Here is a 13854-nt window from a genome sequence, read left to right as displayed (position 1 = left end):
TTCTAAAATAGGGACAATCATGGATCGCATCGAATGCATGCGCGCGTTCGTCGTCACGGTCGGCGAGAACGGCTTCGCCGCCGCTGCACGGGCAATGGATGTGCCGCGATCAAAAGTCAGCAAACAGATTCAGGCGCTGGAGGAAGCCATCGGTGTGCAACTGCTGCAGCGCACCACGCGCAGCCTGCACCTGACCGAGGCTGGCGCGGAGTATTTCGACGCGGCGCGGGAAGTGCTGGCCTCGCTGGACGAGGCCGAACAGCGTGCCCGTAACGGCATCGGCGAGTTACGCGGGGTGCTGCGGGTCAATGCGCCGATGTCCTTCGGGTTGCGCCGGCTGGGGCCGCTGATTCCGCTGTTTCATGAACAACACCCGAACATAGAGCTGCAACTGGTGCTCAGCGATCAGCAGGTTGACCCGGTTCGCGGTGGTTTCGACGTGACCATCCGCATCGCCAGCATGCCGGACTCGACGATGATTGCCCGGCAACTGGCGCCCGCCCCGCGAATCATGGTCGCCTCACCTGCGTATCTCGAACGCGCAGGCACTCCGCAGACGCCACAGGATCTGCGCGCCCATCAATGTTTGAACTACGGGTATTTGCAAAGTGGCGTGAGTTTGCAGCTGTGCAACGGCAAGGAAACCCAACGGGTCAACGTCACGGGCCCGCTGCACGCCAACAATGGCGACTTGCTCGCCCAGGCTGCCGAGGCCGGCATGGGCATCGCGCTGTTGCCCAATTTCATTGTCGAGGATGCGCTGGCGGCTGGCCGGTTGGTACCGGTGATGTGTGAATGGCAGGCGCCTGCGATCACGATTAACGCGGTCTATCCATCGGCACGCCGGGTACCGCAGAAGACCCGGACGTTCATCGAGTTTCTGGTGGCGCAACTGGCAGAGAAATAACACATCCCTTGTAGGAGCGAGGCTTGCCCGCGAAGGCGGAGTGTCAGTCAACATACCTGTTGCCTGTCACACCGCGATCGCCAGCAAGCCGGCTCCTACAGGAGTCAGGTGATTGCCAACGACTTTCGTACACCCAGTCTGCTGATCCACACCGCCATCAAAATCACCGACCCGCCAAAGAACAACCGCCCCAGCTCTTCATGCTGATTCCAGATCAGCAGATTGATCAGCAACCCCACCGGCACATGCAGGTTGTTCATCACCGCCAGCGTCCCGCCATTCACCAGGCACGCGCCCTTGTTCCACCAGTACAACCCCAGCGCGGTCGAGACCAGGCCGAGGAACACCAGCACGCCCCATTGCAGCGGTGCTTCGGGCAGGAAGTTCTGTTTACCGAACAACAGAAACGCCGGTAACGCCACCGCCAATGCGCCGAGATAGAAATAACCGAAGCGCCGGTAATGCGGCAGATCGCTTGGATGACGCGCCACCAGATGCTTATAAAGCACCTGCCCGGCGGCGTAGGTGAAGTTGGCCAGTTGCAGCAGCAGGAACCCCATGAAGAAATCCGGGTTGATCCGGTCGTAGCGAATCACCGCCGCGCCGAGCACCGCCACCAGCGCCGCGACCAAGGCCCAAGGATTGAAGCGTCGGTTCAGCGCGTCTTCGATCAGCGTCACATGCAGCGGTGTGAGGATGGTGAACAGCAACACTTCCGGCACCGTCAGCACCCGGAAGCTCAGGTACAGGCAGACGTAAGTCACGCCGAACTGCAACGCACCGATCAGCAGCATGCCGCGCATGAACGCAGGCTCCACCGAGCGCCAGCGCGTCAACGGAATAAACACCAGCCCCGCCAGCAGCACGCGCACCAGCACCGCGAAGTAACTGTCGACATGACCGGCCAGGTATTCGCCGATCAGACTGAAGGAAAACGCCTGGATCAGCGTGACAAAAAGTAGATAGCCCATGCTCGCCTCGTTTTGAATGGCGGCGACGATAGCGGGTTTTGCCGACGATCGCGAGACACGCAGGCCCCTGTAGGAGCGAAGCTTGCTCGCGAAGACGGTGTGTCAGCCGCTATCTCTGTTGACTGTGACACCGTCTTCGCGAGCAAGCTTCGCTCCTACAGGTTTGTGGCAAACCACCAAATCGCAGGCAAAAAAAAGCCCGATCTCGCTAAAGCGTTCAATCGGGCTACAGCACTCAGGAGCAACAAGTGCAAAGGGAGGTCGATGCGCGTACAGGCTTGAAGGGTTGCGCCAGGTCACTAGACCATCCAGCGATTATCTGGCGATTAAAGCCTCAAGCCACTTGGGAAAGCTTGGCGTTGGCCTGGTTCAGGCCCTTCTCCTGGAAGTCACCGCCCAGGTTCATACCTTCGGCGTGGATGAAGGTCACATCGTGGATTCCGATGAAACCCATGACCTGACGCAGGTACGGTTCCTGATGATCCGCGGTGCTACCGGCGTAGATCCCGCCGCGAGCGGTCAGCACGTAAGCGCGTTTGCCGCTGAGCAGGCCTTGCGGGCCGGTGTCGGTGTATTTGAAGGTCACACCGGCTCGCAGCACGTGGTCGAGCCAGGCTTTCAGCGTGCTGGGGATCGCGAAGTTGTACATCGGTGCGGCCATGACCAATACGTCGGCGGCCAGCAATTCATCGGTCAACTGATTGGAGCGCTCCAGGGAAGCCTGTTCGATGTCGTTGCGCTGCTCGGCGGGTTTCATCCAGCCGCCCAGCAGGTTGATGTCCAGGTGCGGCACCGGATTGACAGCCAGGTCACGGACGGTGATCTGGTCGTTCGGGTGAGCGGTTTTCCACTGGTTGATGAAGGTCTGGGTCAGTTGACGCGAAACCGAGTCTTGCTGACGGGCGCTGCTTTCGATGATCAGAACGCGGGACATGGGATGTAGCCTCCATCTGAGAATGCTGTAAGTCGATGGAGTGAAGGTTAAACAGAGTCATATCGATGAAAAAGCGCAAATAACTGCTATAACCCATCAATAAATTCGTTTATAAGCTGAGCATGACCTGTAGGAGCGAGCGGTGCGGCGATCCGACTTGCCCGCGAAGGGGCCGTGTCATTCAACATTGATGTCGACTGGTACATCGCCTTCGCGGGCAAGTCGGATCGCCGCATCGCTCGCTCCTACAAGGGGGTTGGTGTTATTTCGGGGTGCAGGTCAGGTTGATGCGCATCTTGATGATGGTCCGGTTGAACTTGGCAGTGGCATTTTTGTGCTTGCCGGCCGCCACTTCGATATTGCGGGTGCGCGGCGCTTCCGGACCGTTATTGAAAACCACCTTACAGACTGCATCGGTGCTGCCGAAGTTGTTGACCTGTATGGAGGCGATGTCGGTATCCGTGTCATACGCGTTGTAGTCGATGTCCATGCCGTTCAGCTGTTTTTGTACGTCGATCGGGTAGGCAAACGCAGTCAACGGCAACATCGCCAGCACCACACAACAGAATTTTTTCATTCGGCAGTCTCCAATAAGGACCGCCAGCTTAGGACAAGAGGAGCTCAAGATGAAAGCGCCCCGCGTGACCCTTGATCAATGGCGAACGTTACAGGCCGTGGTCGACCACGGCGGTTTCGCCCAGGCCGCCGAAGCGCTGCATCGCTCGCAATCGTCGGTCAGCTACACCGTGGCGCGCATGCAGGATCAACTCGGCGTGCCATTGCTGCGCATCGACGGCCGCAAGGCGGTGCTGACCGAGGCCGGCGGCGTCTTGCTGCGTCGCTCGCGGCAACTGGTGAAACAGGCCAGCCAACTGGAAGACCTGGCGCATCACATGGAACAAGGCTGGGAAGCGGAAGTGCGTTTGGTGGTCGACGCCGCCTACCCCAGCGCCCGCCTCGTCCGCGCCTTGACCGCGTTCATGCCGCAAAGCCGTGGCTGCCGCGTGCGTCTGCGCGAAGAAGTATTGTCGGGCGTGGAAGAAGTCCTGCTCGAAGGCGTGGCCGACCTAGCGATCACCGGGTTCAGTATTCCCGGCTATCTGGGTGCGGAATTGAGCGACGTCGAATTCGTCGCCGTCGCCCACCCCGAGCACGCCCTGCATCGATTGAACCGTGAGCTGAATTTCCAGGACCTGGAAGGCCAAATGCAGGTGGTGATCCGCGACTCCGGCCGTCAACAGCCACGCGACGTCGGCTGGCTCGGCGCCGAACAGCGCTGGACCGTCGGCAGCCTGGCCACCGCCGCGACGTTTGTCAGCAGCGGCCTGGGATTTGCCTGGTTGCCGCGGCACATGATCGAACGCGAACTGAAGGAAGGGACGCTCAAGCTGCTACCGTTGGATCAGGGCGGTAGCCGGAACCCGAGTTTCTACCTGTATTCAAACAAGGAAAAACCCTTGGGCCCGGCCACGCAAATCCTCATCGAACTGCTGCGCACCTTTGACACCGCGCCGCTGGATGCGCCCTTCGCTGCCCCAGAACAAGCCTGACACGGAGTGATCGCATGGCCTATTTCGAACACGAAGGTTGCAACCTGCACTATGAGGAGTATGGCCACGGCACGCCGTTGCTGCTGGTTCACGGGCTCGGTTCCAGCACCCTGGACTGGGAAAAACAGATCCCGGCATTGGCGGCCCGTTACCGGGTGATCGTCCCGGATGTGCGCGGCCACGGTCGCTCCGACAAACCCCGCGAGCGCTACACCATCGCCGGGTTCAGCGCCGACCTGATCGCCCTGATCGAACATCTGAACCTCGGCCCGACACATTACGTGGGACTGTCGATGGGCGGCATGATCGGCTTCCAACTGGCGGTGGATCAGCCCCAATTGCTCAAGAGCCTGTGCATCGTCAACAGCGCGCCCGAGGTCAAATTGCGCAGCCGCGACGATTACTGGCAATGGTTCAAGCGCTGGAGCCTGATGCGTGCGCTTAGCCTGGGCACCATCGGCAAGGCCCTTGGTGGCAAACTGTTCCCCAAGCCGGAACAGGCCGAATTGCGTCAAAAGATGGCCGAACGCTGGGCAAAAAACGACAAACATGCTTATCTCGCCAGCTTCGACGCGATTGTTGGTTGGGGGGTTCAGGAACGACTTTCCAGGGTGTCCTGTCCAACCCTCATTGTCAGCGCCGACCGGGACTACACGCCGGTAGCGTTGAAAGAGAACTATGTAAAACTGCTGCCCGATGCGCGGCTGGTGGTGATCGCCGATTCGCGTCACGCCACCCCGCTGGATCAACCCGAACGCTTCAACCAAACCCTGCTCGAGTTTCTCACCGCAGTCGACACCACCACACTCAGGATCACTGACCCATGCTGAAAAAAATCGCCCTCGTCGCTGGCACCGTTCTGTTTGCCGCCAACCTGATGGCCGCTACGCCCGCCAAGGCCCCACACGTTCTGCTGGAAACCACCAACGGCCAGATCGAAATCGAACTGGACCCGGTCAAGGCGCCGATCAGTACCAAGAACTTTCTTGAGTACGTCGACAGCGGCTTCTACAACAACACGATTTTCCACCGTGTGATCCCGGGCTTCATGGCCCAGGGCGGCGGTTTCACTGCGCAGATGGCGCAAAAAGACACCAAGGCACCGATCAAGAACGAAGCCAGCAACGGCCTGCATAACGTGCGCGGCACCTTGTCGATGGCGCGTACGTCGAACCCGGATTCGGCCACCAGCCAGTTCTTCATCAACGTCGCCGACAATGCGTTCCTCGACCCGGGTCGCGACGCCGGTTACGCGGTGTTCGCCAAAGTGGTCAAGGGCATGGACGTGGTGGACATCATCGTCAATTCGCAAACCACTACCAAACAAGGCATGCAGAACGTGCCTATCGACCCGGTGCTGATCAAGTCGGCCAAACGTATCGACTAAGATCCACAGGCACAGGGATGTTGAGCGGCCGCCGGTATTCGGCGCCGCTCATAGTGTTTAAAGGAGAGCCCGCACGCGGGCGGAGAACCGATGCTTTATCGCCGTTTTGAACAATTGATTGACGTGTTCCGTGACGCCCCGACGGCGGCTCCGCCCGACCGTGTTTTCCCCTTCTATACCTATTACCTGAAGCAGGTCTGGCCGAGTTTCGCCGCCCTGCTGACCGTCGGCCTGTTCGGTGCATTGATCGAAGTGGCGCTGTTCAGCTACCTGAGCCGCATCATCGACCTGGCCCAAGGCACGCCGAACGTCAATTTCTTCAAGGAACACGGCATCGAACTGGCCTGGATGGCCGTCGTGGCACTGATCCTGCGCCCGGTGTTCGTGGGCCTGCATGACTTGCTGGTGCACCAGACCCTGAGCCCGAGCATGACCAGCATGATCCGCTGGCAAAACCACAGTTACGTGCTCAAACAGAGCCTGAATTTCTTCCAGAACGACTTCGCCGGGCGCATCGCCCAACGCATCATGCAGACCGGCAACTCGCTGCGCGATTCCGCCGTGCAAGCGGTGGACGCGCTGTGGCATGTGCTGATCTACGCGATCAGTTCGCTGGTGCTGTTCGCCGAGGCCGACTGGCGCCTGATGATCCCGTTGTTGACCTGGATCGCCGCCTACATCGGCGCCCTCTGCTACTTCGTGCCACGGGTGAAAGAACGCTCGGTAGTGTCCTCGGATGCGCGCTCCAAGCTCATGGGCCGGATCGTCGACGGCTATACCAACATCACCACGCTGAAGCTGTTCGCCCACACCAATTTCGAACAGCAATACGCCAAGGAAGCCATCCAGGAACAGACCGTAAAAGCCCAACTGGCTGGCCGCGTGGTCACCAGCATGGACGTGGTCATCACCAGCATGAACGGCTTGCTGATCGTCAGCACCACGGGCCTGGCGCTGTGGCTGTGGACGCAGTCGCTGATCACAGTGGGCGCCATTGCACTGGCCACCGGCCTGGTGATCCGGATCGTCAACATGTCCGGCTGGATCATGTGGGTGGTTACCGGCATTTTCGAAAACATCGGCATGGTTCAGGACGGTTTGCAGACCATTTCGCAACCGGTCAGCGTCACCGATCGTGCGGAGGCCAAACCGCTGACCGTCGCCCGGGGCGAAGTGCGTTTCGAGCACGTGGATTTCCACTACGGCAAGAAGAGCGGGATCATTGGCGACCTAAACCTGACGATCAAACCGGGTGAAAAAATCGGTTTGATCGGTCCGTCCGGCGCCGGTAAATCGACCCTGGTCAACCTGCTGCTGCGCCTCTATGACGTGCAGGGTGGGCGGATCGTGATCGACGGCCAGAACATTGCCGAAGTCGGTCAGGAAAGCCTGCGCGAGCGCATCGGCATGATTACCCAGGACACGTCGCTGCTGCACCGTTCGATCCGCGACAATTTGCTCTATGGCAAACCGGACGCCACCGATGCCGAACTCTGGGAAGCGGTGCACAAGGCCCGGGCCGACGAGTTCATCCCGTTGCTCTCGGACGCCGAGGGACGCACCGGTTTCGATGCGCATGTCGGTGAGCGTGGGGTGAAGCTCTCCGGTGGTCAGCGTCAGCGGATCGCCATTGCCCGCGTGCTGCTCAAGGACGCGCCGATTTTGATCATGGACGAAGCGACTTCGGCGCTGGATTCGGAAGTCGAAGCGGCGATTCAGGAAAGCCTGGAAACCCTGATGAAGGGTAAAACCGTGATTGCCATTGCTCACCGGCTCTCGACCATCGCCCGGATGGACCGGCTGGTGGTGCTTGAGAAAGGCAGGATTGCCGAGACGGGGACCCATGCTGAGTTGCTGGCGCATGGCGGGTTGTATGCGCGGTTGTGGCAGCATCAGACTGGGGGGTTTGTTGGGATCGATTGATTGGGGATTGGGGTTGGGATTGGGGGCATATCCGTTGCTGCGGTAACGGCCGCTATGGGTTTCGCCCTTACGGCGAGTCACTTGGAGAAGCGCCAAGTAACCAAGCGCTCTTGCCCCTTTCGTTCGGTGCCTCGCTAAGGCTCGGCATGCCCTCGCTCCGGTCCTGCTCCGTGGGCCCGCCGCCATCGGCCATCCATGGCCGGGGGCGGCTAACCCGGCATCCATGCCGGGTTGCCCACTGCGCAGAACCTGCGCTCGGCCTCTCGAGGGGGCGGGCACCTCAAGATCAAAAGCGGAAGGCGAGCTAACGCTCGGCCTGATGAGTGGTGGAAATCAAAAGCGTACGTGCCCCCTGTAGGAGCCGGTTTGCCGGCGATGGCGGTGGGTCAGTCGACGTATTTATTGCCTGAAAGGACGCGATCGCCAGCAAGCTGGCTCCTACAAGGGAAATGCATAGGTGTCTGGAGAAATACGATCAACTGTAGGAGCCGGCTTGCTGGCGATAGCGGTGGGTCAGTCGACGTATTTATTGCCTGAAAGGACGCGATCGCCAGCAAGCTGGCTCCTACAAGGGAAATGCATAGTTGTCTGGAGAAATACGATCAACTGTAGGAGCCGGCTTGCTGGCGATGGCGGTGGGTCAGTCGACGTACTTATTGCCTGAAAGGACGCGATCGCCAGCAAGCCGGCTCCTACAGGGGATCGGTGTACATATCCGGAATGAGTGAACGCAGCAGTGAAGGAGAACGCGTGCACCAAAGAGCCAGGTCGGCTTTCAGGCCGCCTCGGCGGCTGTGGCGGTGGTCGCCCCCTCGAGAGGCCGAGCGCAGGTTCTGCGTAGTGGGCAACCCGGCATGGATGCCGGGTTAGCCGCGCACGGCCAAGGATGGCCGATCGCGGCGGGCCCACGGAGCAGGACCGGAGCGAGGGCATGCCGAGCATTAGCGAGGCACCGAACGAAAGGGGCAAGAGCCTTTTGGTTACTTTGGGGCTTTTCCAAAGTGACTCGCTGTAAGAGCGAAACCAATAACCGCCGTTACCGCAGAAACGGATATGCCCCCAACCCACACCCCCCCATAACCCCCATAACCCCCAGCCCCCAACAGCTCTAAGCCCACTGGAATTCCAGAAAAACCCTGCTGTACTCAGCCAAGGTTCTGGAGATGAGCCTGTCGTAAATCTGCAGGATGCATAACTCGATACAGTCTCGATAGGAAACCTATCAAGGACACTCTCATGTCTCTGTTCAAACGTTCAGTCACTGAGTTGTTAGGTACGTTCTGGCTGGTGTTGGGGGGTTGCGGCAGTGCGGTTCTGGCCGCGTCTTCTCCGCTTGGGATCGGAGTACTCGGTGTGGCCATCGCGTTTGGTCTCACCGTACTGACCATGGCCTTCGCCATCGGCCACATCTCCGGTTGCCATCTAAACCCCGCCGTATCGGTCGGTTTGTCAGTCGGTGGCCGATTCCCCGCCAAGGAACTACCCGCCTACATCATCGCCCAGGTCATCGGCGGGATCATCGCCGCCGCGTTGATCTACTACATCGCCAGCGGCAAGGAAGGCTTCGACCTCTCCGCCGGCCTGGCCTCCAACGGCTACGGCGAACACTCCCCCGGCAAATACTCGATGGCCGCAGGCTTTGTCTGTGAGCTGGTGATGACGGCGATGTTTGTGCTGATCATCCTCGGCGCCACCGACAAACGTGCGCCGGCCGGGCTGGCACCGATCGCTATCGGCCTGGCCCTGACACTGATCCACCTGATCTCGATTCCCATCACCAACACTTCGGTCAACCCGGCCCGCAGTACCGGCCCGGCCCTGATTGTCGGCGGCTGGGCGATCGCGCAACTGTGGATGTTCTGGGTCGCGCCGCTGCTGGGTGCGGTGGTCGGTGGTGTGACGTATCGGTGGCTGGGCAAGGAAGGCACTTGACCCCATGGAGGAGGATCAGTCCTGTCGGTAAGGCAAGGCGGTCCTCGCTTCCTCGGCATAGGCCAGGACGCCGAGACGCTCCTGATGAAGGAAGTCTTTGACGGCGGCTTTCAAGCCGGGATGGCGCAAGTAGTGCCAGGAATGGGTGATCACCGGTTCAAACCCGCGAATCAGTTTGTGCTCACCCTGAGCACCGGCATCGAAACGCTGAAAACCGTTGGCAATTGCGTAGTCCATCCCTTGATAGAAACACGTCTCGAAATGCAGACGATCGAACTCCGCCAGACAGCCCCAGTAACGCCCATAAAAACTGTCGCCGCCCACCAGGCTGAAGGCCATGGCCACCGGCCGTGAGCCCTGTTTGGCCAAGACCACGCGAATCGATTCCGGCATGCGCTCGGCCAACAGACTGAAAAATTCCCGCGTCAGATAGGGCCGTTGCCGGCGCACCGCGTAGGTGTTGGCATAACAGGCGTACACGAAATCCCACTGCGCCTGATCCAGTTGCTTGCCTTCCAGCCACTCGAAATCAAACCCCTGCCCCGCCACTTGCTCGCGCTCTTTGCGCATCTGCTTGCGCTTGCGCGAACTGAGGACGTCGAGGAAGTCCTGAAAATCCCGATAGCCGCGATTTTGCCAGTGGTACTGACAGCCGATGCGCTGCAGCCAGCCGGGTTGTTCGGCCAGCGCCGCGTCGGTGAACGGATCGGTGAAATTGATGTGCGCACTGGAGAGTTCTTCGATCTCGAGGTAGCCCGGCAAACTCTTCAGCAGTTCGAAACCGTCCTCGACCGAGGCCGCCAGCAAGCGCGGTCCGCTGACCGGGCTGAACGGCACGGCGGTCAACAGTTTGGGGTAATAGTCGATGCCGGCACGCTCGCAGGCATCGGCCCAGGCGTGATCGAACACGTACTCGCCATAGGAATGCCATTTGCGGTAACTGGGCAGCGCGGCGATCAACCGGTCCCCGTCCATGTGCAACAAATGCTCGGGCTGCCAACCGGAATGCGGACCGACGCTGCCGCTGTCCTCCAGTGAACTGAGAAAGGCATGGCGCAGAAACGGCTGATCATCCGGCACCAGGGCATCCCAGGTGTGCGGGGCTATTTCGGACAGTCGTTCCAGGCGTTGCAGCGGCATCACTTCCCTCTCCACTTCTTGGCGTAAAAGCCTCGCGAGTATCGCCTATCGAGGCGCAATCCACACTCGTGATCCGCCGACAGGGCCCGGAATAGAAAGTTCCTTCGCACTTTGTATCGTCATCGAGCCGCCATCACTTTGCCACTGCCTTGTCATAAACCATCGCGATACTGGCGCCAGTTTTTAGAGCGTCGGGTTCTTAGCCCGATCACTGTTTTCCGTCCGACATCGGTCGGTTGTGCCCTGGATGGCTAAGTCATCCCCTCTCATCTTCGGAGATTGATATGCGTCTTGCTTCCACGAAAACTGCGGCGGCCCTGTGTGGCGGTCTGCTGCTGGCCATGAGTGTTCCGGCCAGCGCCGCAGTCGACGCCAAACTGCTCGACATGCTGAAGGCTAACGGTTCGATTACCAACGCGCAGTACAGCGAGTTGCAAGCCGAGCTGGCCAGGGATCAGAAGGATCAGCAAATCGCCCGTCAGGCTCAGCAAGAGACTAACGAGCAGATCGCGGCCACCGCGAAGAAAACCGAAGCACTGAGCACCTTCGACCAGAAACTGGCGTGGGCTGCCAAGACCCAGTTCAAGGGTGACGTGCGTTTCCGCCAGGAAACGGTCAAGAACGACGGTGTTTCCAACACCGGCGACCAGGATCGTCAACGTATTCGCGTCCGCCTGGGTGCCTACACTGCAATCAACCCGCAAGTGGACACCGGCATCCGTATTGCCACTGGCAGCGACAACGACTCTCGTTCCACCAACCAGAGCCTGGATGGCAACTTCACCAAGAAGGATATCTGGCTGGACCAGGGTTACGTCGACTACCACCCTGACGCCATCAAGAATCTGCACTTGATCGGCGGCAAGATGGCGCAACCATGGGTGAGCATGGGCGACATCATCTGGGATAGCGACATCAACCCGGAAGGTCTGGCAGTGACTTACAAATACCCGCTGGGCGGCAGCACCGAGCTGTTCGGTAGCGCCGGCCACTTCACCCTCAAGGACAACGTCGACGGCGAAGGCAAGCAGTTCCGCCACGACCTGCGTCTGTACTCAGGCCAGTTGGGCGCGCGTTTCGCGATCACTGACAACCTGAAAATGACCTTGGGTGGCAGTCTCTACGCTTACGACAACGACAACGACATCAACAATACCTGTGCGGCGAACACCTGCCGACTGGCCATTAACGGCAACACGGCGAACGAACAGTTCAAACTGTACGAAGGCTTTGGTCAGCTCGACATCGGCGGCCTGCCAATGCCACTGTCGATCTACGGTCAAGTCGTCAACAACGACGATGCCAGCAACGATCAGGACATGGGCTGGCTGGCCGGTGTCAAGACCAACGTCTTCGGCTTCGGCGTGGACTACAACTATCGTGACGTACAGCGTAACGCCGTGGTCGGCGCCTTCACCGACTCTGACTTCGCCAACGGTTTCACCGGTTCGCGCGGCAGCAAGTTGAAAGTGAGCTACGAGATCGACAAGAACTTCGCCCTCGGCGCGACGTACTTCATGGCTGATTCCGACTACACCAACGCCACCCTGCGGGACTCGAAAATCAACACCCTGCAACTGGATGCCGAAGCCAAGTTCTGATCCCTGCTACACGGTTCGGGCAAGGACGCCCAAACTGCTTTTACAAACTCGCGCTGCTGTATCGGTCCCCATCATCCGTCCGATTCAGCAGCGCGAGTTTTTTTATGCAAAAAAAGATCGCAGCCTTCGCAGGCTGCGATCTTTTCATTTACCGCGACAACTCAACGCTTGCGCAGAATCACGCTACCAATCGAATAACCGGCGCCGAACGAGCTGAGCACCGCCAGCGAACCCGCCGCCAGATCATCCTGGTTCTTGTGAAACGCAATCACCGAGCCCGCAGAGCTGGTGTTGGCGTAGGTGTCGAGAATCACCGGGGCTTCTGCTTCGGTGGCTTCGCGACCCAGCAGTTTCCTCACGATCAAGTGGTTCATGCTGAGGTTGGCCTGGTGCAGCCAGAAGCGCTTCACGTCGCCGACGTTGAGCTGGTTCTCTTCCAGGTGCGCACCGATCAGCTCGGCCACCATCGGGCAGACTTCCTTGAACACCTTGCGGCCTTCCTGCACGAACAGCTTGTCCTTGGCACCGATGCCCTCTTCCGCCGCGCGGTTGAGGAAGCCGAAGTTGTTGCGGATGTTGTTGGAAAACTTGGTCAGCAGCTTGGTGCTGACCACGTCGAACTGGTACTTGGACGTCGCCAGGTCCGCTCGCTCGATGATCACTGCAGTGGCCGCGTCGCCGAAGATGAAGTGGCTGTCGCGGTCACGGAAGTTCAGGTGACCGGTGCAGACTTCCGGGTTGACCATCAGCACTGCCCGGGCCTGGCCCAGTTGCACGCTGTTGGCCGCAGCTTGAATGCCGAAGGTTGCCGAGGAGCAGGCCACGTTCATGTCGAAACCGAAACCCTGGATGCCCAGCGCTTCCTGGACTTCGATGGCGATGGCCGGGTAAGCGCGTTGCAGGTTGGAGCAAGCGACGATCACGCCGTCGATGTCCGCTGCGGTTTTGCCGGCGCGCTGCAAGGCTTGTTCGGCTGCGCCGATGGCCATCTGGCAAAGCACCGACCACTCGTCGTTCGAGCGCTCCGGCAGACGTGGCGCCATGCGTTGCGGGTCGAGAATGCCGTCCTTGTCCATGACGAAGCGGCTTTTGATACCGGAGGCTTTTTCGATAAACGCGGCGCTGGATTCGGTCAATGCCTCGACTTCGCCACGGGCGATGGCGTCGGCGTTGTCGGCGTTGAACTGCGCGACGTAAGCGTTGAAAGACTGCACCAGCTCTTCGTTGGAAATGCTGTTGGCCGGGGTGTACAGGCCGGTGCCGCTGATGACGACGTTATGCATGGTCGTTTCTCTAATCTGTTCAGGCAGAAAGCATTGGCACCGACGTACCAATACATAAAGGGTCTGTTCCCGTCACAGGAAGCAAACCTGGCATCGCTTTATTCCGAACCGCCCGAACCTTGAGAGGCTCAAAACCGCGGGGCCGGCGTTTATAGGCGCGAAGTTTGCCATAAACGTTGGGGTTTGGCGCCTTTTGCGAGTGCAACGGCACTACGTTTCAAGTAAT

At 59.7% G+C, this 13854-nt stretch carries 11 protein-coding genes and 1 pseudogene; 7 read left to right on the top strand and 5 right to left on the bottom strand.

Features of this window, described 5'->3' with window-relative positions; all coding sequences use genetic code 11:
• The first annotated feature begins 19 nt into the window (after positions 1 to 19).
• On the top strand, positions 20 to 907 hold the full coding sequence (locus tag K5R88_RS28750) for a LysR family transcriptional regulator (protein ID WP_008034284.1): 888 nt from the start codon (positions 20 to 22) through the stop codon (positions 905 to 907).
• 104 nt (positions 908 to 1011) lie between these two features.
• On the opposite strand, the gene K5R88_RS28745 is transcribed toward K5R88_RS28750, so the two are convergent.
• From K5R88_RS28745 to K5R88_RS28735, 3 genes are all read right to left on the bottom strand, one after another.
• Complete coding sequence (locus tag K5R88_RS28745; RefSeq protein WP_008040940.1) at positions 1012 to 1878, bottom strand: carboxylate/amino acid/amine transporter; 867 nt, start codon at positions 1876 to 1878, stop codon at positions 1012 to 1014.
• Positions 1879 to 2212: 334 nt separating this feature from the next.
• A complete protein-coding gene (locus K5R88_RS28740) occupies positions 2213 to 2812 on the bottom strand; it encodes an FMN-dependent NADH-azoreductase (RefSeq protein ID WP_207286301.1) in 600 nt (199 codons plus the stop codon).
• A gap of 262 nt (positions 2813 to 3074) precedes the next feature.
• Entirely contained in the window at positions 3075 to 3389 is a 315-nt protein-coding gene (locus K5R88_RS28735; RefSeq protein WP_008034289.1) for a hypothetical protein, read from the bottom strand.
• A 49-nt stretch (positions 3390 to 3438) separates the two neighbouring features.
• On the opposite strand from K5R88_RS28735, the gene K5R88_RS28730 reads away from it, so the two are divergent.
• From K5R88_RS28730 to aqpZ, 5 genes and pseudogenes are all read left to right on the top strand, one after another.
• A complete protein-coding gene (locus K5R88_RS28730; protein WP_226298794.1) occupies positions 3439 to 4362 on the top strand; it encodes a LysR family transcriptional regulator in 924 nt (307 codons plus the stop codon).
• 14 nt (positions 4363 to 4376) lie between these two features.
• Positions 4377 to 5182: pseudogene (locus K5R88_RS28725) on the top strand (alpha/beta fold hydrolase).
• 3 nt (positions 5183 to 5185) lie between these two features.
• Positions 5186 to 5749 carry a peptidylprolyl isomerase A gene (locus K5R88_RS28720; RefSeq protein WP_008040944.1) on the top strand — a complete coding sequence of 188 codons (564 nt, stop codon included), beginning with the start codon at positions 5186 to 5188 and terminating at the stop codon, positions 5747 to 5749.
• A gap of 90 nt (positions 5750 to 5839) precedes the next feature.
• On the top strand, positions 5840 to 7672 hold the full coding sequence (locus tag K5R88_RS28715) for an ABC transporter ATP-binding protein (RefSeq protein ID WP_226298792.1): 1833 nt from the start codon (positions 5840 to 5842) through the stop codon (positions 7670 to 7672).
• 1236 nt (positions 7673 to 8908) lie between these two features.
• Positions 8909 to 9604, top strand: a complete 696-nt coding sequence (gene aqpZ, locus K5R88_RS28710; protein ID WP_008029032.1) for an aquaporin Z — start codon at positions 8909 to 8911, stop codon at positions 9602 to 9604.
• A gap of 15 nt (positions 9605 to 9619) precedes the next feature.
• Here aqpZ and K5R88_RS28705 read toward each other — a convergent pair whose 3' ends face one another.
• Positions 9620 to 10744, bottom strand: coding sequence for a GNAT family N-acetyltransferase (locus K5R88_RS28705; protein WP_192419522.1), 1125 nt, complete (start codon positions 10742 to 10744; stop codon positions 9620 to 9622).
• Positions 10745 to 11028: 284 nt separating this feature from the next.
• Between K5R88_RS28705 and K5R88_RS28700 the strand changes: the two genes are divergently transcribed.
• Positions 11029 to 12345 (top strand): putative porin, encoded by a 1317-nt coding sequence (locus K5R88_RS28700; RefSeq protein WP_008029035.1) that lies wholly within the window; start codon positions 11029 to 11031, stop codon positions 12343 to 12345.
• A 161-nt stretch (positions 12346 to 12506) separates the two neighbouring features.
• Here the strand turns inward: K5R88_RS28700 and K5R88_RS28695 are convergent, their stop codons facing one another.
• Positions 12507 to 13628, bottom strand: a complete 1122-nt coding sequence (locus tag K5R88_RS28695; protein WP_008029037.1) for a beta-ketoacyl-ACP synthase III — start codon at positions 13626 to 13628, stop codon at positions 12507 to 12509.
• Between the last annotated feature and the right edge of the window lie 226 nt (positions 13629 to 13854).

The organism is Pseudomonas sp. MM213 (genome assembly GCF_020423045.1).
GTDB lineage: Bacteria > Pseudomonadota > Gammaproteobacteria > Pseudomonadales > Pseudomonadaceae > Aquipseudomonas > Aquipseudomonas migulae.
The sequence above is the reverse complement of the archived record's forward strand: the minus strand, read 5'-3'. Positions and strand labels throughout refer to the sequence as shown.